This window comes from Pedobacter ginsengisoli (genome assembly GCF_002736205.1).
GTDB lineage: Bacteria > Bacteroidota > Bacteroidia > Sphingobacteriales > Sphingobacteriaceae > Pedobacter > Pedobacter ginsengisoli_A.
In genome coordinates this window covers 1481127-1502599 of sequence record NZ_CP024091.1, presented here as the reverse complement: position 1 = coordinate 1502599, position 21473 = coordinate 1481127, and the positions used below count along the sequence as shown (strand labels likewise).

The 21473-nt window shown below is 38.8% G+C and carries 16 protein-coding genes and 1 pseudogene; 7 read left to right on the top strand and 10 right to left on the bottom strand.

Going from position 1 to position 21473, the window contains the following annotated elements:
• Positions 1-14: 14 nt before the first annotated feature.
• Positions 15-2876 carry a hypothetical protein gene (locus tag CPT03_RS06135; RefSeq protein ID WP_099438010.1) on the bottom strand — a complete coding sequence of 954 codons (2862 nt, stop codon included), beginning with the start codon at positions 2874-2876 and terminating at the stop codon, positions 15-17.
• Between the two features lie 104 nt (positions 2877-2980).
• Positions 2981-3325: pseudogene (locus CPT03_RS06130) on the bottom strand (DUF4488 domain-containing protein); the annotation flags it as partial.
• Positions 3326-3594: 269 nt separating this feature from the next.
• Here CPT03_RS06130 and CPT03_RS06125 point away from each other — a divergent pair.
• Positions 3595-4437 (top strand): hypothetical protein, encoded by an 843-nt coding sequence (locus tag CPT03_RS06125; protein ID WP_099438008.1) that lies wholly within the window; start codon positions 3595-3597, stop codon positions 4435-4437.
• Positions 4438-4533: 96 nt separating this feature from the next.
• Entirely contained in the window at positions 4534-5472 is a 939-nt protein-coding gene (locus CPT03_RS06120) for an alpha/beta fold hydrolase (protein ID WP_099438007.1), read from the top strand.
• Positions 5473-5479: 7 nt separating this feature from the next.
• On the opposite strand, the gene CPT03_RS06115 is transcribed toward CPT03_RS06120, so the two are convergent.
• Positions 5480-7168: a serine hydrolase domain-containing protein gene (locus tag CPT03_RS06115; RefSeq protein WP_099438006.1), complete on the bottom strand. Its 1689-nt coding sequence runs from the start codon at positions 7166-7168 to the stop codon at positions 5480-5482.
• Between the two features lie 78 nt (positions 7169-7246).
• On the opposite strand from CPT03_RS06115, the gene CPT03_RS06110 reads away from it, so the two are divergent.
• A complete protein-coding gene (locus CPT03_RS06110) occupies positions 7247-7753 on the top strand; it encodes a GNAT family N-acetyltransferase (protein ID WP_099438005.1) in 507 nt (168 codons plus the stop codon).
• Positions 7754-7783: 30 nt separating this feature from the next.
• On the opposite strand, the gene CPT03_RS06105 is transcribed toward CPT03_RS06110, so the two are convergent.
• Complete coding sequence (locus CPT03_RS06105) at positions 7784-7993, bottom strand: hypothetical protein (RefSeq protein ID WP_157766367.1); 210 nt, start codon at positions 7991-7993, stop codon at positions 7784-7786.
• 215 nt (positions 7994-8208) lie between these two features.
• Between CPT03_RS06105 and CPT03_RS06100 the strand changes: the two genes are divergently transcribed.
• Both CPT03_RS06100 and CPT03_RS06095 read left to right on the top strand, forming a co-directional pair.
• Positions 8209-14370: an MG2 domain-containing protein gene (locus CPT03_RS06100; RefSeq protein ID WP_172954143.1), complete on the top strand. Its 6162-nt coding sequence runs from the start codon at positions 8209-8211 to the stop codon at positions 14368-14370.
• A gap of 376 nt (positions 14371-14746) precedes the next feature.
• Positions 14747-15079 carry a TfoX/Sxy family protein gene (locus CPT03_RS06095; protein WP_099438002.1) on the top strand — a complete coding sequence of 111 codons (333 nt, stop codon included), beginning with the start codon at positions 14747-14749 and terminating at the stop codon, positions 15077-15079.
• Between the two features lie 30 nt (positions 15080-15109).
• Here CPT03_RS06095 and CPT03_RS06090 read toward each other — a convergent pair whose 3' ends face one another.
• Both CPT03_RS06090 and CPT03_RS06085 read right to left on the bottom strand, forming a co-directional pair.
• On the bottom strand, positions 15110-15517 hold the full coding sequence (locus CPT03_RS06090; RefSeq protein ID WP_099438001.1) for a VOC family protein: 408 nt from the start codon (positions 15515-15517) through the stop codon (positions 15110-15112).
• Positions 15518-15992: 475 nt separating this feature from the next.
• Positions 15993-16313, bottom strand: a complete 321-nt coding sequence (locus tag CPT03_RS06085; protein ID WP_099438000.1) for a hypothetical protein — start codon at positions 16311-16313, stop codon at positions 15993-15995.
• Positions 16314-16676: 363 nt separating this feature from the next.
• On the opposite strand from CPT03_RS06085, the gene CPT03_RS06080 reads away from it, so the two are divergent.
• Both CPT03_RS06080 and CPT03_RS06075 read left to right on the top strand, forming a co-directional pair.
• Positions 16677-17483 (top strand): sigma factor-like helix-turn-helix DNA-binding protein, encoded by an 807-nt coding sequence (locus CPT03_RS06080; RefSeq protein ID WP_099437999.1) that lies wholly within the window; start codon positions 16677-16679, stop codon positions 17481-17483.
• A complete protein-coding gene (locus tag CPT03_RS06075; protein ID WP_099441029.1) occupies positions 17483-18580 on the top strand; it encodes a hypothetical protein in 1098 nt (365 codons plus the stop codon). Before CPT03_RS06080 ends, CPT03_RS06075 begins: the two co-directional genes overlap by 1 nt.
• An 895-nt stretch (positions 18581-19475) precedes the next feature.
• Here CPT03_RS06075 and CPT03_RS06070 read toward each other — a convergent pair.
• Genes CPT03_RS06070 through CPT03_RS06055 form a run of 4 tightly spaced genes read right to left on the bottom strand, consistent with a single transcriptional unit; the run spans position 19476 to position 21430 of the window.
• On the bottom strand, positions 19476-19904 hold the full coding sequence (locus tag CPT03_RS06070; protein ID WP_099437998.1) for a hypothetical protein: 429 nt from the start codon (positions 19902-19904) through the stop codon (positions 19476-19478).
• Between the two features lie 10 nt (positions 19905-19914).
• Complete coding sequence (locus CPT03_RS06065; protein WP_099437997.1) at positions 19915-20769, bottom strand: relaxase/mobilization nuclease domain-containing protein; 855 nt, start codon at positions 20767-20769, stop codon at positions 19915-19917.
• Positions 20766-21143 (bottom strand): plasmid mobilization protein, encoded by a 378-nt coding sequence (locus CPT03_RS06060; RefSeq protein ID WP_099437996.1) that lies wholly within the window; start codon positions 21141-21143, stop codon positions 20766-20768. The genes CPT03_RS06065 and CPT03_RS06060 overlap by 4 nt, the downstream gene beginning before the upstream one ends.
• Before the next feature lie 38 nt (positions 21144-21181).
• Complete coding sequence (locus tag CPT03_RS06055; RefSeq protein ID WP_099437995.1) at positions 21182-21430, bottom strand: DNA-binding protein; 249 nt, start codon at positions 21428-21430, stop codon at positions 21182-21184.
• Between the last annotated feature and the right edge of the window lie 43 nt (positions 21431-21473).

Genomic DNA, 21473 nt, shown 5'->3' with positions numbered 1-21473 from the left:
AGATATATTAATGGTTAATATTTAGTGCCAAAAGCAAGTAATACAGTATCAATCTTAGCCTTCTGATCGTGTAAACTCTTTTTCATTACCTCCAGCGCTTCGTCTGATATTTGCCAACCTAATGGCAATACAGGCCAATTTTTCGCAATCATTTCCCGTGTAGGCTGAATTTTATTGTAGCTCCAGTTTTTCATTTTATTTTGCGCAGCAATCACACTGTTAATGGTATCGGCCCTAAGTGCATTACTACTTATGGTCTGCAAAATTCCCAATGCCGGCGCCACTACCTCATACAAATTCCTATCCTGGGTAGGATACTCAACAGTCAGTATACTATTAGAAATTGAAAGAATATTTATGCTAACGGCAAGATCAGCAAACTCCGGTTTAGCAAGTACCCGTTCAAATACTGTAATCACCTGTCTCGAAGTTTCTGCGCCGGAATTTTCAAGCGTTCCACCATCCGTAAAATGATGTTTCTCATCAAATTTTCCTGTCGGGCATACATATGGAAAACGCGCACTCAAGAAAGCAGCAGCAGAAAGTGGCAGATCAAGCTTCTCTGCCTTCATCAGATCCTGTATAAAAACACAACCTGGAAAATCAGTCTTATTTAACAGCACCGGAGCCACAATACCCTTCTTACCCGTATTAATATCATAGGTATTAGAGAAAAGCAGAGGTAAGTCTAAGTTTTCTTTTTTCCATGCCTCTCTTAACGGAACACTATAATCCATTCCAAACTTATCACACAATACGCCTTCAAAGCCCCTCTCCTGTAAGCGTGAGCGATCATCATACCAATTGCCCCCAATCACGGTCATAAACACATCTCTTCCAAAAATCCCCACTACATTTGCCGTAAGATAATCGTACTTATAAACCCTGGTGCTATCAGGAGAAAGTTTAGCTGATGCAATACTATCCTTTACGTTAAGTCTATCTGCCGATAAAAGAGAAAAACCTATAGTTCCACCAGATGCCCCCGAAAAAGAAAATACATGGTGCTGAAAATCATTACTAATCCGGTTACTGCCTTTTAAGGTAAGAACACGTAAATCCAATTCGCCAACCACCATTGTTGCCCATACCGAGGCCCTTATCCCGCCTCCGTAAGAATTTACAAAAAACACAGGATATGGCCTGTTGTGAATTGCCTTGTACGCTGCAATCTCCGCGCGTCTATGCTTAAGCCAATTGCCTATATGAGTTTCTAATGAAACTGGATCATTGCCTTTAGCTATAACAGTATGCACCTTATGAAAATCGCTCATTTTCATATAAGAAACTATAAAACCTACAAGCAAAATAAATGTGATCCATTGCACTTTGGTCCGTTTTCCTAAAACAAGCAGGTAAGAGAATATTAACGCATAACAGATTAAGGCGGCAATAGCAATGGCCAGCGTAAAAAACCTAAACTTAGCCGTAAGTGCAAAGAGTATTGGTGGTATGTTAAAAAGAATAAATACAAGTGCCAGCAACAAGCCGGCAATAAGTACAACTTTTGCAACCTCAATATTCTGCACAAGCGCAATTTTTGTACGGTAGGTTACAGAAATAAGGAAAGCGAAGGATAATAAGAACAGGTCAAGAGCAAGGTAAGAAATGCGCCCATGCTGCTCCACATCATTATCTTTAATATACGGGAAAATCATCATCAGGCAAAAAAACAAAGCCATAACCATCCAATACCTAAAAGATGAAAACACACCCCGGGGAGCAAAAAAGGAATCCAGCGAATTATATTTTAATATCTGCTGATAACTAACCAGCGTAACAAGCAATATTACCATTACCGGAACATCATCTAAAAGATAAGGCATATGATACTGTTGCATTGTTTTGAGTATGCCTACGGCCGGAATTAAAAATGTAAGCACACCTAGCAGACGGGCATAATCAACCGAATTTTTTTCGGGTATCAGAAAGCCCTTTGGCACTTTTAGCAGCAAATCAGTAAAGCCACCGGCATACAGTTTAGGCAAATACCAGTTCAGTGCCGCTAAAACCGAGGTAGAAAATAGAAAGATGATGGTTCCAAATGATGAAGTATTAATGGTAATCAGCAAGTCCTGTCCCTGATCAGAAAGGATTAAAAAACCGAACAAAACAAAAAGTACCATCAGTACAATTCTGAAGGTCCACCCTAAACGTAAACCAAATAAAAAATTGCCAGATAAACCAGAAAGCCAACCTGTTATCCGTTTAAAAAAGCTAATACTCCAGGCAAAACCAAACAGTGTGCCGGCTAGCAGTATGCATTTAAACAATGCCGGGTAAAAAACATTTTCTGCTACACCTGATTCTACAAACTCGCTGAGGTTATCGGGAGATGGATTTTGTGGGTTTAATCTATTAAAAAGATCTATAGATTCAAGAATATAGTGATTTTCAATAAAATCCAACAAACCACTTAACACCACAGCTCCCGAAAACAGCCAGAACTGCCAGTTTTTAATTCTGTCTTTTGAAGGGTAGATATTCTGATGATAATGCCAGAACAGTAAAATCAGACCAAACACATAAAAAAGAATAAACCAATAGTCGGCATGAGTTTGTCTTTCTGCAGCGTCTACCCCCTTAATCTTCAGCCCCGGCTCACTATATTTAGCTTTACTGCCAGGCGTCATGGTATCAGTTACCATTATTGAATCTTCAGGATTTGTCCAATCTCGCACAAACACATAGTTCTGTGGCCGGTTCCATTCCGAAAAAATCTTATACTGAACACTGTTAGATCTGGTAAGTTCCAGAGACAGAATGCCCGCATGGGCACTATCTGAAAAAAGCAGATGATGATTTCTACTGGTCATACTTCCAGTAACCAACAAACCGGCAATTGCTACAAGAGAGAGCAGCTTGAATAGTTTCATACTGAGAGATTAAGATGATTTATAATAAATCTACCTCATAAATAGATTTACAACCAACCTGCTCATTGTCAAATAACTATTATATATTTTCTTTTTACATTAAGTTATTTCGTACTTACCCTTTTCCATACTTCTGTAAACTCAACACTTTTAACCCCTTCTTTTCCTTCCAACATTCCTTTTAAAACGAGTAACATTTTATCATCGCTAAACTTATACCTCAGTTTATAGGTCTTTCCGGCTAAGGAATATTTAACATCATCTGCTTCGTTTTTAATTATTTCAGAATAGGTATCAGCATCGTTAACTACATAGTTACCCTTATGGTTTATTAAAGATCCAGATTGAGTAACACGCAGATTAAAAAACTTACCGCCAGCCTCAAAAACTTTTAATATTCCCGGAACTACTCCACGGGTTTCGGAATTGTTTGATGCCAATTGAGTTAGTTCCCAAACACCTTAAAACGAAGTAGAATTTGTGTTTTGCGCAGAAAGTTTGGTAAAAGAGAGAAATAGCAGTAAAGCAACTGTAAGGATCCTGAGCGTTAACTTTTTCATGATTAGTTGGTTACAACTCTAATATAACGAAATATAACCGAAGTTTAATGAATTGATTTTATAGCTACTTAAAATCAGCAAAAACAATATGAATCCTAATACTATATACTTAATTTTAATGAGGGTTATTTTTAAAAACATCCCTTACGCTTTGCGCTATGAAACTTAAAAACAAGCTATTCTTAAGTGCGTTATTGTATTTGCTTCTATTTCTCTCCTTTTCTAGTCATGCTCAAAATTTCAACATTTTGGTTAATCGGGCTGATTCGTTAAAGGCGCTAAAAGAAAATGAAAAGGCAATATTATTTTATAATCAAGCTATTGACTTGATTTTAAATAATAAAGAAGAAGTACACGATTATAAGTGGCATAATGTTTTAATAAACGCAGGGAATACCGCTTGGGAAATTGACAAAAAAACAAATAACCGGAGTTTCTTACCTCAAAAATATTGGGGAATGGCGTATGGGTCGCACGGCGAAAAATTAGCCGATAAAATTATTTTTTTAAAAGATTACGGTATAAAAGATATGATTATCTATTACTCATATGGAGGTATGATGAGTAATTATAACATCGGTGGTTGCTCCGATAACATTACCAAATACCTATTATGGCTAAAAGACAAAACAACTTACATACAACAATTTAGCGAATGTGACAGCTATAAGCCAATAGCAATTAAGGCATCTCCTATTCAAGAATTTTACTTAGTCAATAAAAACAAAATGGCTGTCGAAAAATTAAGCCGGGTACATGAGATGACAGATATGCCTATCTACGATCTGGATTTTGTAACTGATACCGGAACCTTTTTTAGAACTACTTTTCATCAATTTGACCTCGATATACCTGATAGTCCTGCTGGCTCTATCGAGAATTATCAAAGGAACATGACTACTCAACTAAGTAAGTTTATACCTATGATATGGCAAGCCGTTAGAAATTACAATAACACAATGCATTCTGGCAAAGAGCGAGGTTTAGTTGGAAGATTTTAACCTTAACTGTCGTATTTTGCCCCTATTATTGTCGTATATATACAGCAGTTGAAAAACATCTGGTTTCTAGATTTGTATTGTAAAAAACCTTACGATATGAAAAAGCACATAATAACTTATCTCGCAATTGCTACAATTATAGTGGCAGTTGCATCTTGCCAACCCTCCAGTAAAGACGGGCAAACCATTTCAAAAGAAGTAAAAGAAAATGGTGCCGACCAAAAAATTAAACCAGATGACAGCGGCTATGCAGATGTAAACGGATTAAAAATGTATTACGAAGTCTACGGAAGTGGTAAACCACTGGTATTGCTACATGGCTCATTTATGAATATCCCTTTAAACTGGTCGCACATTATACCCCAGTTTGCCAAAAACAGGAAAGTAATTGTGGCAGAAATGCAAGGTCATGGTCGTACAAAGGATATACCGAGAGAGTTTAGCTACGAAAATATGGCGGATGATGTTTCTGGCTTACTTAAGCACCTCAAAATAGATAGTGTAGACATTTTAGGATACAGCATGGGTGGCGGAGTGGCCTTTCAGGTTGCTGTGCGCCATCCTGAGCAGGTTCGACGACTTATAATTTTGTCGGGCACATATAAACATGATGGATGGTGGCCAGATGTAGAGGCAAGTTTTGCTACTATGACTGCAGATATGTTCAAAGGTTCTCCTATTGAAAAACAATATGACAGTCTGGGCAACGACCCTAAACTTTTTCCGCAGTATGTAAAAAAGGTTCTCAGTATAGATCTTAAGCCTTATGACTGGTCAAAAGAAGTAAAAAATATAAAAGCTCCAATATTTATGGCTATTGGTGATGCTGATGGAGTTCGACATGAACACGCATTAGAGCTATTTCGCGCCAAAGGCGGAGGCAAAATGGGTGATATACATGGGGTGCCTAAATCCCGACTAGCCATTATACCAGGCACAACCCATATTGGCATGATGCAACACATGAATTGGATAATACCAATGATCAATGACTTTCTTGATTCTGACCTTAAACCAACACCTCCAACATTTTAGGGGGGTGTTATATTTTATTAAACCTCAAATGCATTACCCTGCCATCATTGACTTCAAAACCTGCGATCTGATTTTTATTGTCACGTAATACCTTCAAATGACCCATCCACCAGAAATTACTGCGCAGATGATCCATTCCAATAAGCTGTAGCTTAGTATCCTCATACTTGCTATTGGTCAGTATCAAATCTTTACCTTTTAGCACAATACCATATTTACAATCCAGCTCAGGGCAATAATAAGTACCTGCGTAGGCTTGCAATTGCTTATCTGTAAGGTTGGCAGTTGGTGAATACTTTAACAAAGAACGTTTTCCGTCTGGCCACCATTGTTTTACCTGGGTTTCTTTGCTGCTTGCTATATCAAACAGAAACTTAACATTGGGCGCATCAGCTACCATAAAAGTATCTTTTCCCGCTTTTAACAAAAGATCGGTATGCCCATACCTTTCCCAATATAGTTTCTGATAGTCTAATTTAAAATTAAACTGGGTGCCATCATCAGCAATATAATTACCAGAGAATTTTGCAGCCCTTGCTACATCGTCTAAAACCGCCTTACTGGTGTCAATTACCAATGCAACAGTGTTATTTACTTTTTTGGTGATATCTTTAACAAAAAGACTAACTAATTCATCACCCTTTCGGCCGATATCAAAATCTCCAACATTGCTAAAAATAATAAAGCCCATTTTCAGATCAGGAAAGCTAGTCGCGAATGTTCTGTAGCCTGCATCGGCACCATTATGGGTGTACTGCCTCCAGCCTTTAAATTCTTTTACAACAATTCCCAATGCGTATGATGATTCTACACCATTGTTCAGCTTACCTTTTTGCGTCAATAATTTAATATCTTCTGCTGTACCCGCCTTAGGATTGTAAAAGTTTATCAACCATTTCGACAAATCATTCACATTGGTAAATAAACTGGTTGCTCCTACATTAGAATAAGATAAAACACTATTACCAAAACCACCACCCTCACGAGGAAAATATGAGTATGATCGGTTTTTCACCACCTCCGTGTAATCATCATGAAAGTGGGTATTGCTCATACCCAGAGGCTTAAAAATGAGAGAATCCGTAAACTGTCTAAGTGTTTTGCCCGTAACAGATTTTACAATTTCTGCCAGCATGGTAAAACCACTGTTTGAGTAAGTATAATGATCTCCAGGTTTAAAGTTTAACGCCCTTTGCTTACTAAGCAATTTAACAATATGCTCCTGTTTAATTACATCGTCAAGTCTGGTGCCCGATATCGCCAGCAATTGCCACTGATCTCTGACACCACTGGTATGATTTAGCAGGTGCCTGATCGTTATTTTTTCTTTCAGATCCGGGAACCAGGAAAGATACTTACGAACATCATCATCTAACTTTAGTTTTCCCTGTTGAGCCAGCAAAACAATTGCATAAGCAGTAAATTGCTTGGAAATAGATGCCATATGATAAATCGTTTCGGGCGTATTTGGTATTCCATACTCCATATTGGCCAAACCATAGCCTTTTGCATAAATCAGCGAATCATTACGCACAATTCCAATCACGCAACCTGGCGTGTTTGGTGTATTCCATTTCGCAAATAAACCGTCTACTTTTTTCATGACAGAATCTGGCAGTACCTGGGCACATACCCCTATTGAGGGTATCAGCGAGCATAAAAGCAAGACAATAAACTTCTTTTTGGAGATTTTCATGAGAGTTTGTAATTGGTAAGTCTAATATAAAATTTTCTGCACTTACATCTGGATATATTTAGTAAACTTTGCACCAATATGGAATACATTTTTAGAAAAGCAACGTTAAATGATTTACCGCAAATATGGGTGATCTTACAAAATGCAATTCAACGCAGAAAAGAAGATGGAAGTAACCAATGGCAGGACGGTTATCCAAATCCTCAAATTGTTGAAAAAGATATAGAACAAGATGCTGGATTTGTACTAGCCGATGGTGATAGCATAGCAGGATATTGCGCAATTCTAATCAATGATGAACCTGCATATGCAGAAATAAAAGGAAAATGGTTAACTGATGATAATTTTGTAGTTTTTCACAGAGTCGCAATTTCCGAAGATCATCTTAGGAAAGGACTGTCGGGTAAGATGCTGAACTATATAGAGGATTTTGCACGAAACAACAACATAAATAGCGTTAAAGCCGACACTAACTTTGATAATGGCGCAATGAAACATGTTTTTGAGAAAGCAGGATATGTGTATTGTGGCGAAGTATTTTTCAGAGGCAGTTCCAGATTGGCGTATGAAAAACTATTGACCTAACAGATTTTATTATCATTGAAAGATTATAGATTATAATTTTTCAATCTCCTCTATGGGAAGACCTGTTATTTCATCAATCTTCTCAATAGGAATATTGATGGAAATAAGTTTTATAGGAGTTTCACGCTTTTCTTCCAGTTTTCCTTCTAGCTTCCCCTTCAGCTCTCCCTCTTTCCTAATCGTTTCATCGTGACTATAATTATCCCTTGCAATTTTCAAACTTGCTTCATAAGCAGCCATTTCATCTGGGTTTAAATTGCTCACCCCTGTTAATTCAAATATGTTTCTGCAAAGCTAGCAAGAGCATTTATTTAATTATTAATTAAAACACAAATCAGTAAAATTAACTGTTTTGCTGACTTTTACATTTATAAAATATGGTAAAGGCGACCAGAATCTGCTCTCGCAAAATGCAATTCTGTACATTACCATCTTCTTGATTTTAAGTATGAAAAGTGAATTTCAAATTACTAAATTGCATAATACCAATTACCGTTTCTCATATGCGCCTTATCCTTGCCTGCACACTATTCACTTTTTTTAACACTTCAATTGCATTTGCGCAAACCAACCCTACCGATTCTGTTTGGACAAAAATTGAAACCTCAATAAAAACAAAAAATCAGCTGGAAGAAACACTAAATACTGTCAATAAGAAAAAGGAAGAGTCAATCCGAACCGGTAATAATATCGATTTAGCGCGATGCTGGTATTACACCATGCTTATTAAGGACTTAAAGACCGAGGATAGCTTGTACTTCAGGAATAGTGCTTTTATAGATAGTTTACTTTTCGACAAAAAATCATCGCCCTTGCTAAAAACTACTATGCACCTGATACAGGCACGTAGAATATTTTTATTTGAGCGCAGATACTTAAAATTTCGACCTAGTACTTTCGAAACAAAGAATCTTCAGGCCAATTACGGTGCTATGAATGTACCCCAACGCGACAGTTTAGTTAAATATCATTTCAAAGAAGCATTTCGGCTTAGCAGCTCAGCCATACCGAGTAAAAACACAGATATGTCGTGGCTCTCATCCAATGCCGAGAAATTACTATTCAAAGCCGATCTTCCAGACATAGCTCTTGCTGAGCGTATCGGGTTCGAAGCTGGAAAACCCAATACCCTTAAGCTGTCCGATCAAGATATTCATACACTCATAACATCTGAACCCAAAAGCTTCCAGTCTGCATTGCAATCTTCATTAGACACCGCCAAAATCCATTCAAATTTGATGGATATTTATGCACTTTGGATGCGTAAACACAACTCAAAACCTGAAGAACTGCAATATATTCAGATGCTGGCCAAATATTATCTCTATTCCAGGATGCCCAACTTGTTGTCAAACTCCTGGACAGCTTATCTTCAAAAAAACTTATCCTCTCCTTTCAATAGTATAAAGGCTACAGCAGCCTTTTATTTATTTCAGCAACAATACTATAATGGTATCAAATACGGACAAAAATTTGATATTCAATACAAAGGCAAGCTTAAGCAGGCAGTCCAATTGTATGAGCAACATCAAAACGTTTTAAATGAGGTTCCTCTCTATAAAAAAACATTAGAAAACTTACTTAAAAAGATTAAAAACCCAGAGATCAGGATTCAAGTTACAAATCTGCAGATGACTACTACACCAATCTTGCTCACTGTAAAATACCGGAGTGTACAAAAAATCCATTACCGTATCGTTAAAATTGGCGTCAAAGAAGAAATTTCAAGCTTAAAAAGAGAACGAATGGAGGTTCTGCTAAACCGTCCTGCAATCCGTGATTCCAGCTTCCTCTTACCTGCCGGAGCTGATGATTTCGACAAACATGCCCTTTACCTAAAGCTGGACAGTTTACCTCTGGGGCGCTATAATCTAGTTTTTTCACCTACTAAAATTAAAGACACAGCTAATCTGAGCCAGATGGAATACATTCAGTTTCAGATTTCTGACATTGCTGTTGTTAACACTAGGGATCAATTTATATTGTTAAACAGAAAAACGGGTTTCCCGATGAGCGGGGTGAAAGCAACAGAGCTTCTCCCTACTCACACAACTGAGCAAATTAGCTCTAATGCTAAAGGCTTTATACCCATAAAGTCGCGACCTGATTCTAAAGAATTTATGTTCATTTCTGGCAAAGATACCCTAATACATAACTTTAATAAAACGAAAGACAGATTGCCTCGTGAGATATATAATACGGAAGATTACGATGATCTGGAAGAGTTCTATGACAATCAGGCAAGATTACAAATTTATACCGACAGGGGAATTTATCGGCCGGGGCAGCGTTTACAATACAAAATCGTTATGCTTAGCAGAGATCCTTCAACAGGTGAAAACATCATCTTCAGTAAAGCAAACAAATATTTCAAGAACTGGCTGGCCCAAAATAAACCCATATTAAAATTAAAGGATCCTAATTACAGAACAGTTGATTCTGTAAAGCTTATCCCTGATAATTATGGTAGCTTTTCTGGTTCTTTCCTTATTCCAAAAAACGGAATGACCGGAAGATGGTTTATTGGTGGTGATGTAATAGATGGTGATAATGGTGATTTTAAGGTTGAGGAATACAAACGGCCTACAATGGAAATAACAATGGAAAAGCCTGCGGATGCCCCATTGCCAGGCGAGCCTTTTGAGGTAAAGATTAAAGTGAAATCACTGAGCGGTGCAGATCTTAACCATGTAAAAATTGCGTATCAGGTAATAAGAGAGTCTAATTACTTTGGAAATAATATATATATTAATCCCATAGTAACAGATACCCTTGGTTATACTGATGAAAAAGGCATGTTAGTGATAAAAGTAATTGATGTAAACCTACCAAAGAAAAACCTTAATAACCCTGATAAGGAATTGGTTATCAGCTACAGATTATCGGCAACGGCTACAGAAGCCACTGGCGAAAGCACCAGCCAGGAAAATACATTCTACACGTCTTCATGGCCTATTAATATTCAAATTCCTGCAGCAAATCAGTACGATAGAAAAAACCTACCAAAGCTAAACATCACTGCAAAAACAGAAAACAGCAAATTCAAAGTCAAGGAGGTTCATATCAGCATTTTTCAAAATATTGTTGTTCCCGATACCACTCGTAGCGAAACTATAGATCAATGGCTATATACTAAAGATCAATTAAAAGCATGGTTTCCAAATGAAGAATCCCTTCAAAAGACAAGATTGGAAAAGAAATTAGTTCTTGAAAAAACTATACCAATAGATAGTACAGTTCAATTTCAATTAGACAAAACATTACTCAAAGCTGGCGAGTATGAGTTCATAGCAACCTCAAGCCATTCCGGAGAATTATCAGGCCTTTATAGTTTCCGTTTTGACGTATTTGATACCGAACAAAGGGAAAATCCAGGTTATGCTGATGACTTTAATTACCTATCCCTCAATACAGCCAAACCGGGGGATAAACTGGATTACCAAACTGCTACTATAGACAGCGCTTATGTCATATACGGGCTAACATACTATGTTCGCCAGAAACAGAGTATTGTAGTAAAAACCACCTATCACACACAGTATCAAGCCAAGGGAATGCAGGTGTATAGTTTCACAGTACCAAAAGATGCATTAGAGTCAGTTGTTATAACAAAGGCTTATGTACTAAACAATAAATTGTACCGCGACGACCAAAACATCTATCTTGTTCCCCCTCCTTCAGCAAAACCCGAAATCATTATAGAAAAATACAGAAAAGTACTGGCTCCAGGTACAAAGGAAACTTTTATGGTATCGGTAAAAACAGACAAACAAAATATTGCAGCACAAATTATGACGGGCATGTATGATGCTGCATTAGACAAGCTTGCTGCTCATCAGTGGATCATACCTGGCAACCGTTATTTTAGCGGGCATCTACGTGATGGCTGGAGCCGAAGAATTAACGATGTCAACCACAATTATTACCCTTGGACACCTAATAAAGGTTTCAATAATCAAAACGAATTCATTGATGAATATGAAGCTGATGCTATGTTGCAACAACTAAGTGGCCGTGTAGCAGGATTGCCTATAACACCGATGAGCGATCTAGATTTTGAAGAAAAGCTGCTGCAAGGTAAAGTAGCTGGACTTAACATAGCTGATGTACCAAGATACGTTACTACCGGGAGTACAATTGTCGTAAAGGGCATAAACTCACTTGTTGAGAATGCGCAGCCTCTCATCATACTAGATGGTGTTCCGTATGCAGGCTCATTAAAGGATTTTGATGCGGCTTCAGCAACCGATGCTATGGTATTAAAAGGTGCCGATGCCACTGCTATCTATGGTTCAAAAGCTGCAAATGGCCTATTAATCATTAGCACCAAAGGGAAGATCGTACTTCCAGCTTCCCCGGAGCCACATCCAATGGTACGTAAAGATTTCAATGAAACGGCGTTCTTTTATCCAAAGCTATACGCTGATAAAAACGGACTGTACACCTTTAGCTTTACCATGCCTCAAACAGCCACTGCATGGAACTGGAAGCTTCTGGCACACACAAAAAGTGGCCTATTCGCCTATGCAGAGCGAAAACTAAATACGCGGTTAGACCTGATGGTTCAACCTAACATGCCACGACTATTATACCAGGGCGATGAAATAGTTCTAAAAAGCAGGATCAGTAATCTGGATAGTGCTGCAATGGATGTCAAATTTAGCTGTAAAATAGAGGATGCAGTTAGCGGTGAAGACTTAACAGCAAAAATACTCAAAGAGCCTGCCCTTAAAGTTATTAAAGTAGCGGGAAAGATAACTGAAACAGCAGGTTTTGCATTTAAAGTACCCGAAGATCAGTTGAACCCGTTGACAATTATAACTAATGTAAGCGGAGGCTCACTGGCCGATGCTGAAGAGCACACTTTACCGATACTACCTAAAAAGGTATTTATGCGCAAGCAGGTGCCCCTTGTGTTTTCAAGGAAAGACACTTTGGTGCAGGCACCCAAGCTACCAGATGATGCAGATTTGTATGGCCTTAGTCTCTATGTAGATAGTAAACCGCAGGCAGCATTAATCAACTCTTTACCATTTTTAGCTAATTATTCATTCAACTGTTCTGAACAGGTATTTAATAAGCTATACGCCCGGATAACCGCAAACCAGCTAATGCGTACTCAGCCTGAGCTTTCAAAATCATTTAAAATAGGTGCACAGCAGGTTTCAGACACTACTGAACGTAAACTTCCAGACGAACTGACTGAAGCGGCAATGCCTTGGTTGAATCTGGCAAATCAAACCACTAAACAGCAAAAGCAACTGTATCAGGTTCTTGATACCATCAGTAACAAGTCTATAATTTCCAGCCATTTAGAAAAGCTGTATGCTATGCAAGATTTCTATGGAGCGCTTCCGTGGTTTGAAGGTGGAAAAAGCAATATCTGGATATCCAATTATGTATTAAGGGGATTTGGTAAATTAAATCAGCAAGGATGGGAATCGAATGATTATCAAAAGCATTCAAATTTTATACGACGATTAATTTCATATATCGATTCGTCGTACATTACAAACAATACATATGATAACCTTTTTTGTACCTACTCGCGGTCATTCTGGAAAAAGCAATACCCCCTTAGTCCTGCTGTCATCAAAAAAATAAACGCGACTCTTGAACTTGCCGAAAAAGACATAAACAAGAGACGTTTATATGACCAGGCCTTATGGATCATTGTGTCATTAAAATATTCGACTCCAGATAATCAGATTTATAAAAAGGCTCTTGCTCAGCTTAGTAACATACAACAACGGGCAATAAACGACGAACGAAATGGAATGCGCTGGAAAGAAATTTCGGATGGTGATGATTTGAGCCATTCAAAAGAAGAAACCATTGCAATGCTTTATGAGGCCTTTACTGAGGCCGGGCAAAATACAAGGGTTGCTGATGGGTTAAGTAAATGGATGCTGTCGGCCAAGCAGGATTATAGTTGGCGCACAACCACAGGTACTGCGGCAGCTATCGATATGCTTAAGGAGTCCGCAATGATTAAAGCCAGTTTTGTATCCGATTCTGTTTCTGCTCATATTGCCGGCAAGCAGATGAGCAGCTCAAATGGTCTTTTAGCCGGACAACGCAACCAATTCATTAGCCTGAACAAAGTATCTCCAGTTACATTATCTGCAAACAATGCCGTTAGTGGCGGTATTACATGGCATTACTTCAGTACTGAAGCGCCAGCAGATGAGGCTAATAATAAGGTAAAACTGAAGAAAACTTTGTTTAGTTATGATAAGCAGAAGAACACCTGGACTCCACTTTCAGATAAACCTATCTTAAAATTAGGCGAAAGGATTAAAATTGTATTGACTATAGAAACAGCTGTGAACCTGCGCTTTGTACAACTGGAAGATAAGCGTGCAGGTGTATTTGAACCAGTAGATGCAAATAGTGGTCAACAATATCAAGACCGGATGCAATATTACCGGTCAGTAAGGGACACAGGTCAGCAGCTGTTTATGGATTTTTTACCTTCAGGAAGGTCCGACGTAAGCTATGAAGTAACTGTAACACAAGAAGGAACTTTTGAAAACGGAGCCGCTATGTTGCAATGCCTTTATAATCCGGGTGTAACTGCTTACAGTAACGCAATAACGGTTATTTCAAAACCTTAAGTTTTTTCATTTGAACAGAAGAGATTGTAAAGTTTATAATTTTTCGATCTCTTCTTTAGATAGACCTGTAGCCTTTTGTAATAAGTGTTATGGCAATTTCCAAATCTCCCTCATGCCTACTCTCTTTCCTAATCGTTTCATCGTGGCTATAATTATCCCTTGCGATTTTCAAACTTGCTTCATAAGCTGCCATCTCATATGGTTTTAAATTGCTCACCTCTTCTATTTTAAATATGTTTCAGCAAAGCTAGTATGAGCATATTTTTACTTTGATAAAATATGGTAATTCGTATACATATGATACATTGCAAAATGTAATTTCGTCCAAATGTTCATAAAAGAAACTATCTTCATATCAGCAAGTATGATATAAACCATGGCATCAGATCAGAAATTTGTTGACTTTATTGTTGACCAAATACAAGGAGCAGGAACAATCACCAGCAAGAAAATGTTTGGAGAATACGGCCTGTATGCAGATCAAAAAATCTTTGCATTGGTTTGCGACAACAAGCTATTTATTAAACCTACAGAAGCCGGAAGGCAATTTATAGGAAATGTTGTAGAAGCTCCACCCTATCCTGGAGCAAAACCCAGCTTTCTGATCGAAGAACAGCTGGAAGACAGAGAATGGTTGAGCGAACTGGTAAAAATTACTGCAGTAGCACTTCCAGAGCCTAAGCCTAAAACGGCTAAAACAAAAAAATAGCGCTGCCCACAATCGAGCAGCGATTATATATTATTTCATAGAATGAAAACCAATATGGTTACCCTCTGTATCTTCGGCAGCACAGCAAAAACCATATTCACCAAGCGACATTTTTTCAAAAACCACCTTGCCTCCTGCAGCCTCAACTCTTGAAAGCTCCACCGCGCAATCGTCGGCATGGAAATAAACAAATGTACCCCCTGGTCCCGGTTTGCTCATGTTAGATTTAACCAGAGTACCACTACTTCCAGTACCCATCATATCTGCCGGAAATGCCAGCATTTCAAAAAAGCAAGGGTCGTCTTTATCTACTTTCATAATATCAGGTGGAGGCAGTTCAACTAGTTCAACCTGCAATACCGTTTCGTAAAATTTCTTAGCTCTGGCCAAATCGTTTACACTGATTTCTGTCCAGACAAATGGATTTTTAGCTGTCATGATTCTAAGTTTTAAGAATGGATAATTTCCATTAACACTAAGTTCCTAAAATACCGCTTAGGTAATGAGGGGTAACTATGACAAATATCAGGGCAATTGTGCCAATATTTCAAAAATTTTGGGTTCGGTCAGGCCATTTCATATTAGGGAAATTATTAGAACACTGATTCTCGAACATACTATATCTCATGTGGTCCAGCCTGAGTCAAAGTACTAATTCCACAACTATCTTAAGACCATCGTCTTCCTTCCGTATTGGTCTTCTTTCGTTAACCAAATGGGACCACTAGGATAATACAAAATCAAATAGTTTTATTAATTGCATTGATATAAATTACACAACCGTTTTCCGCAAAAACTAGTATCAGGCTTTGGGAATCGTTCAGTCTAGGTTTAACAAGAACAGGTTTATTACTGGTGTTGTAACTTGTGTAGACACATAAGCGACTCCAGTTTAGAGAGACTTTACCCTATTTTAAGATTTATATCTATTTTTTTGAAACTCGATCTTAGAAATTATTTGCTTTTCTACCTCAGGTTGTATAACATTCAGAATGAGGTTCGGATCAATGTTAAAAATATAAGCCAATCTAAGAACTTCGGAAATAGTGAATTTTTCTGGATTAGAAAGCTTTATAGAATACCGTTCAGAATTAATTCCGAGCAACTTTATAATTTTGGTTGGATATAACTCAGAAATGTCGTACATCCTTTTTATTTTGCCAGTTTCGAATAATGCACCTACAGACGAAAGATCTTTTTCGGGTTCGTCCTTAACATTTTTCCATTCAGCCATATTATTATTTTGAATAGCTAAAATCGTTAATCGGAAACGCTAGGTTTTAAAAAAAGAACGATTAGTAATTAAAAAAGAATTAATCGTTTGTAATTTTATCCAATTTTAATTAAATTTGAGTAATGATTAAATAAAAAAATTATTTTTAGCGTTTACTTCAAAATATTAGAAGCATTCGCACTTTGAGTCTCGTCTTAGAAACCTGAGAATTTCATAGGATACGAGAGGTAAGTGTAGTGCTCACGTCATAGGCGTGGGCCTGCTTATCCGTATCCAAGGCTTCTCAGGGCCTCTAAGACGGCAAGTGGGTTTCACGCCTTGTATTTTCGTGATCTACAGACAGACTCGTATACTATACGAGATATGAGAAACAATAAGCTAACTAATGAACACCATTATTTCCACAAATTTAGCCAGGGTGATGAAAAAGGGTTGGAGTACTTTTATAATCGCCTCTATCCATCATTATTTCGCAAAAGACAGCGGTACATTAAGGATGAGGTCAACGCAGACTGCATCGTTAGCGAGGCCTTCCTTCGTCTTTGGCTAGTTAGGAACAGTATCCTCAACCCAACCCACATCGAAACCTTCTTGACTGAAACTACCATCCAAGCTTGCAAGGCCTACTACAAAACATCCAGTCACAATTTCCAGCGGAACATGCTCCGGCTTGATGAAATCGAAAACTACCAGGAATTCATAGGAGGTTATGATCCCGAAGAAGAATTGGATCCCGATGCCGTCATCTATCAGGAAGAACTTGATGAGCGCCTGAGGCTGCAATGGCAGCAAGTTGAAGCAGTCATTCCCAACCTCACCGAAAATCAGCAATTGTTTATCAAACTCTGCCTGAAATACGCCTTCAACTATGAGCGCATCGCCTGGCATATTGGTGGCATCTCTGACTATCAGGTAGCCAGAACGGTAGAAAAAACGCTGGAAACCTTAAAGTCCATTCTGACCAGTTCAGAAAAGCTGCAGGTCACGGGAAAAACCAGCAAGTTCAAATTCGAAGGTGACCTCTGCGAAGAGCAGTTCAGGATCCTGCACATGCGCTATGAACTCCAGTACAGCTTTGAAGAGATCGCCAGACAATTAAATTTAAGTCAGCAGCACATTCAGCAAAGCTTTGCACAGGCTTGTACCAAAATCAAAAGGCTAAAAAACTAATGGAAAAACAGACCATGATCCTAACCCGTAAGATTCAGCTGCTGATTGACTCCCAGGACAAGGAAGTCATCAAAGCAGCAAAAGATCAGCTCTATAGCTGGCAGCGGATATGTTTCCGTGCAGCCAATATGATCATGAGCCATCATTTCGTGCAGGAACAGGTTAAAGATTTCTTTTATTTAACCGAGGAAATCCAGCTTAAAATTGCTGACCAGAAGAAAGAAGAGAACGGAATTTTAAAATCCTCCAGGCAAAACACCACCTACAGGCTGTTATCTAACCACTTTAAGGGACAGATTCCAACAAACATGCTAAGTTACCTAAACAACACGCTGATTTCCACTTTCAACAAAGAAAAGCTGGCCTATTGGAAGGGTGAAAAGTCACTGAGGAATTATAAAAAGAATATTCCTTTACCTTTCGGGGCTGAAGTGATTTCAAAGCTTAGTCATGCGCCAGATGGACGGAACTTTTGCTTTAGGCTCTTTCAGATTCCCTTCAAAACCTATCTGGGTAAAGACAGATCAGATAAAAAGATCATGCTGAACAGGGTACTAAATGGCACCCTAAAACTCCGGTCTAGTCATATTCAGCTGGATCAGGGTAAAATCTACCTGCTGGCTGCCATTGAGACCGAAAAGGAACAGCATCATTTGGATACCTCTGTCATTGCCGAAGCTTCCTTATCTATTGGGCATCCCGTTACCGTTAAAATCGGCAGCCATGAACATACCATTGGCAACAAGGAAGAGTTCCTGCATCGCAGACTGGCCATACAAGCAGCGATCTACCGGGTAAAGAAAGCCGTTACCTTTAACCGGGGTGGTCATGGCAAAAAGCGAAAAAAGAAAAGTCTGGAAGATTATCAGCATCAGGAAAGAAAGTATATTGATTATAAGCTCCATGTATATAGCCGCATGCTGATAGACCTGTGTGTCAAGCATGAGGCAGCAACACTTATCCTGGTTAATCAGGAACTAAAAGAAGAAATCGCCAAGGATGATCCATTCTTGCTGCAGAACTGGAGTTATTATAGCCTCAAAGAAAAAATTGCGTATAAAGCGGACAGGGCAGGGATTCAACTGGTAGTGGAATAAGAGATATTTAGACAGGATCGTTCTTTGATAAGATTTAATGTTGGAGGCTGCTTGTACAGCCGTAGGGTGGGGCAATACTGCACCCACTGAATTGTTTTTCATTTCATTTTGAAAGCAATATACAATGCTCTATTGTAATTCCGTTACGTCAGGTAGGTGTTAAACATAAGACACTGAGGTCAGTCCTCTCATATTATCAGGGCTAGAATGGTAGGTTTGGTTTGAGAGATACGTCATCTGGGATGGCTTATCTTTTTGCGAATACCTCGGAATAACAGGCTGTTTGTATAGAAATAATGAGGCTGCTTTTACAGCCATAGGGTGAGGCAAAATGCACTCACTAAGTCTGTCCAGACGATACGATCGATGGCTCACTTGTATTATTAGAAATAGAATAGCAGGCTTCGCTTAAACTATATACCAATATGGGCGGCTTGTTATTTTTGAATAAAACGAAATAACATATTACTAATTCTAAAACAAGAGATTGCCGACCAATCTCTTGGTGGTCAAAACATATACACAAAATCCAACCGATGGTATCACCCCCCGGCTTACGTTAATGTGATTATTGAATTATAGATAAAGTAATTGAGGCCGCTTCTATAGCTATAGAGTAATGTAGAAATATACCCGCTAATATTCACAGCCTGACTAACATGAAAACTAAAATTGGTTGTATGAGTAGAGAGAACCGAGGCTGCCAGAATTGGCCTCATTTCAACTGCCCCCTAAATAAGTCGTAGATCGACAGCACGATAAACGGACAACTAACCCCTTAAACACCAAAGCAAAAGCCTCCGGTTTTTGCAGGCTGCAAATGCGGGCTGGTATTATCTCATATTTTCCATTTAATTTTCCACTTTCTGCAATTATATAATTCGTCTGCCCCTATTTAAATGCATCTGTTGATGAGCAGGTAAGTAAGTATCATAAACAGTGATCCCAATATTATCCAGACCAGCCCCCGCATCATCGCATGATAATATTCAGGTGCTCGTACCTGTTCCGGAAATAAAGTAAACCTGATCTGTCTGATGATTGGCTTTGGCCCTTTTTCTATCGCCTGATTAATCCCAACAAACCCTTTGATAATGGCGAGATTAACTTGAGAAAGATCTACTGGTGGTGCTTTGACTTCTATCGTTTCGTACTTATGCTCAAAACTGGCGATTAATTCTCTATTACCCTCGATTAAGGTTTTGAGCTGATTTTCATTTTCTGCCAAGTGCTCTTCCAGATCGCCTATTACTTTTTGCATTGTCTTGCCATTCTCCAGCAGCTCTTGCAAAATTTCCTTTAATGAAGTTTCATCTAAGTCCATAAGAATTGATTTAAATTGATCTCCCTTTAGTTTTTTTACCTGTTAATTTTTCTGATTTCGTCTGCTCCCTTAATCTCATTTGCTGCTGTTTTTCCTGCTGGGCAATCCTTCGCTGACGAATAAGTTGAGCATTGATATCTGCCAGGCTATACCCGACCTGGCTCCCATTGAACCTTACTTGTTGCTTGTCCGTGAAGGTGATGCCCCTGCCCAGATGTACGTGGTAGCCCCGTTCTTGCATTCTGATCTTTACCGTCTCGATGGTCCCGGATTCGCTGATCGCCCATACTAAGGTTTTCTTGAGCAATTCCTTTCTATGGTCTACCCTTTTACCTATAGCCATCCGCTCCCCGGATGCTAAAAAGCGGTTAGGACTTAAAACAGGAGTCAGTTTGTACCTCTTTTCCATATCGCGGCAAAATTGCGCCATTCGCTTATAGCTGTTGCTATCGTTGACCGTCTTACCATCATAACCAACCCGGTTCACCAAAATATGGATGTGCTCATGTACAGTATCCGCATGGGTAATGACGATAAACTGATTTTGATCAAATCCAAACTCTTCCGACATTGCTATGGCGATATCTACTTTTTGCTGTTTGGTCAGCAATGCAGCATCCGCATAGGCAAAGCTAAATGAAGCATGAAGCACAGGCTTTAACAGCTTTGGATTAAGACCCTGCACTTCTACCAGTTGCTTGGCGACCTGTTCCCTAGTGCCAAAGCACTTGTTATAATGAATCACTTCAGCCTGTTTTCTTGCCATTTCTTCCAGCTGAAGTTCCTCGCTCTCCTGTAAACGGCCCTCATGCAGGTAGCGAAGGCAACCCCGAAAATTTCTTCCTGTGGATATTTTCCCTATCATTTCAAATAAGCTTTTATTTCTTCTACCACCTGTTGAATTGCCCTCATTTCCTGATTGATCAAAACCCTGTCTATCAAGTTCAGATCTTCGGCTGAATTGCGTTTGCGGGCAATCGGGCTGAGGATGGCAGCGATGTGATAAAGTGTTCCGGTAAATTGAAGAACCTCTTTAGGAAGGGTCTTCAATTTTATCCTGACTGTTCCTTTTAAACCAAGCTCCCTGAGGTAGACTGAAACACTGGTGTTCACTTTTCTGGCGCAATCCTGAATCAGTTTCTTTTCAATGATATTACAGCTCACTGTTATATTAACATTCTTTTTTTGAGTTGCTTTGGGTCGTCCACTCTTCTTCCTATTATCACTTTGATTGATCATGGTAACTTCTATAATTGTTCAAGGATTTATGAATTCACTCATCTAATACATGGTGAGGCCTGCCAATAGAATATTTCACCTATCTTTTCATAGGCAAGCACACCTTTAATATGCAGATCCTGCAGCGTACCTGATAAAATCCTTAGCAGCTTTCTGACTTCTGAACTCAGAAGCCGAAGCCATTGTGTGCGGGTTACATCATCTGATTTGATGGTGTTTTTGATCTTCTCTATAAGCCCAGTCTTGAACGTTAAGGGCCGCTCTTCTGTTAAGGTTTTAATCTGCATAATTGCCGCTGCTTTTAAATTTACAGGGCAAATTTGAATAACA

Bases quoted from the DNA above. Each gene is read 5' to 3' on its own strand.
- CPT03_RS06065 (WP_099437997.1), bottom strand. From the start codon at position 20,769: ATGATAGGGAAAATATCCACAGGAAGAAATTTTCGGGGTTGCCTTCGC.
- CPT03_RS06115 (WP_099438006.1), bottom strand. From the start codon at position 7,168: ATGAAAATCTCCAAAAAGAAGTTTATTGTCTTGCTTTTATGCTCGCTG.
- CPT03_RS06080 (WP_099437999.1), top strand. From the start codon at position 16,677: ATGAGAAACAATAAGCTAACTAATGAACACCATTATTTCCACAAATTT.
- CPT03_RS06110 (WP_099438005.1), top strand. From the start codon at position 7,247: ATGGAATACATTTTTAGAAAAGCAACGTTAAATGATTTACCGCAAATA.
- CPT03_RS06070 (WP_099437998.1), bottom strand. From the start codon at position 19,904: ATGGACTTAGATGAAACTTCATTAAAGGAAATTTTGCAAGAGCTGCTG.
- CPT03_RS06085 (WP_099438000.1), bottom strand. From the start codon at position 16,313: ATGGCTGAATGGAAAAATGTTAAGGACGAACCCGAAAAAGATCTTTCG.
- CPT03_RS06095 (WP_099438002.1), top strand. From the start codon at position 14,747: ATGGCATCAGATCAGAAATTTGTTGACTTTATTGTTGACCAAATACAA.
- CPT03_RS06135 (WP_099438010.1), bottom strand. From the start codon at position 2,876: ATGAAACTATTCAAGCTGCTCTCTCTTGTAGCAATTGCCGGTTTGTTG.
- CPT03_RS06125 (WP_099438008.1), top strand. From the start codon at position 3,595: ATGAAACTTAAAAACAAGCTATTCTTAAGTGCGTTATTGTATTTGCTT.
- CPT03_RS06060 (WP_099437996.1), bottom strand. From the start codon at position 21,143: ATGATCAATCAAAGTGATAATAGGAAGAAGAGTGGACGACCCAAAGCA.
- CPT03_RS06055 (WP_099437995.1), bottom strand. From the start codon at position 21,430: ATGCAGATTAAAACCTTAACAGAAGAGCGGCCCTTAACGTTCAAGACT.
- CPT03_RS06120 (WP_099438007.1), top strand. From the start codon at position 4,534: ATGAAAAAGCACATAATAACTTATCTCGCAATTGCTACAATTATAGTG.
- CPT03_RS06090 (WP_099438001.1), bottom strand. From the start codon at position 15,517: ATGACAGCTAAAAATCCATTTGTCTGGACAGAAATCAGTGTAAACGAT.
- CPT03_RS06105 (WP_157766367.1), bottom strand. From the start codon at position 7,993: ATGGCTGCTTATGAAGCAAGTTTGAAAATTGCAAGGGATAATTATAGT.
- CPT03_RS06075 (WP_099441029.1), top strand. From the start codon at position 17,483: ATGGAAAAACAGACCATGATCCTAACCCGTAAGATTCAGCTGCTGATT.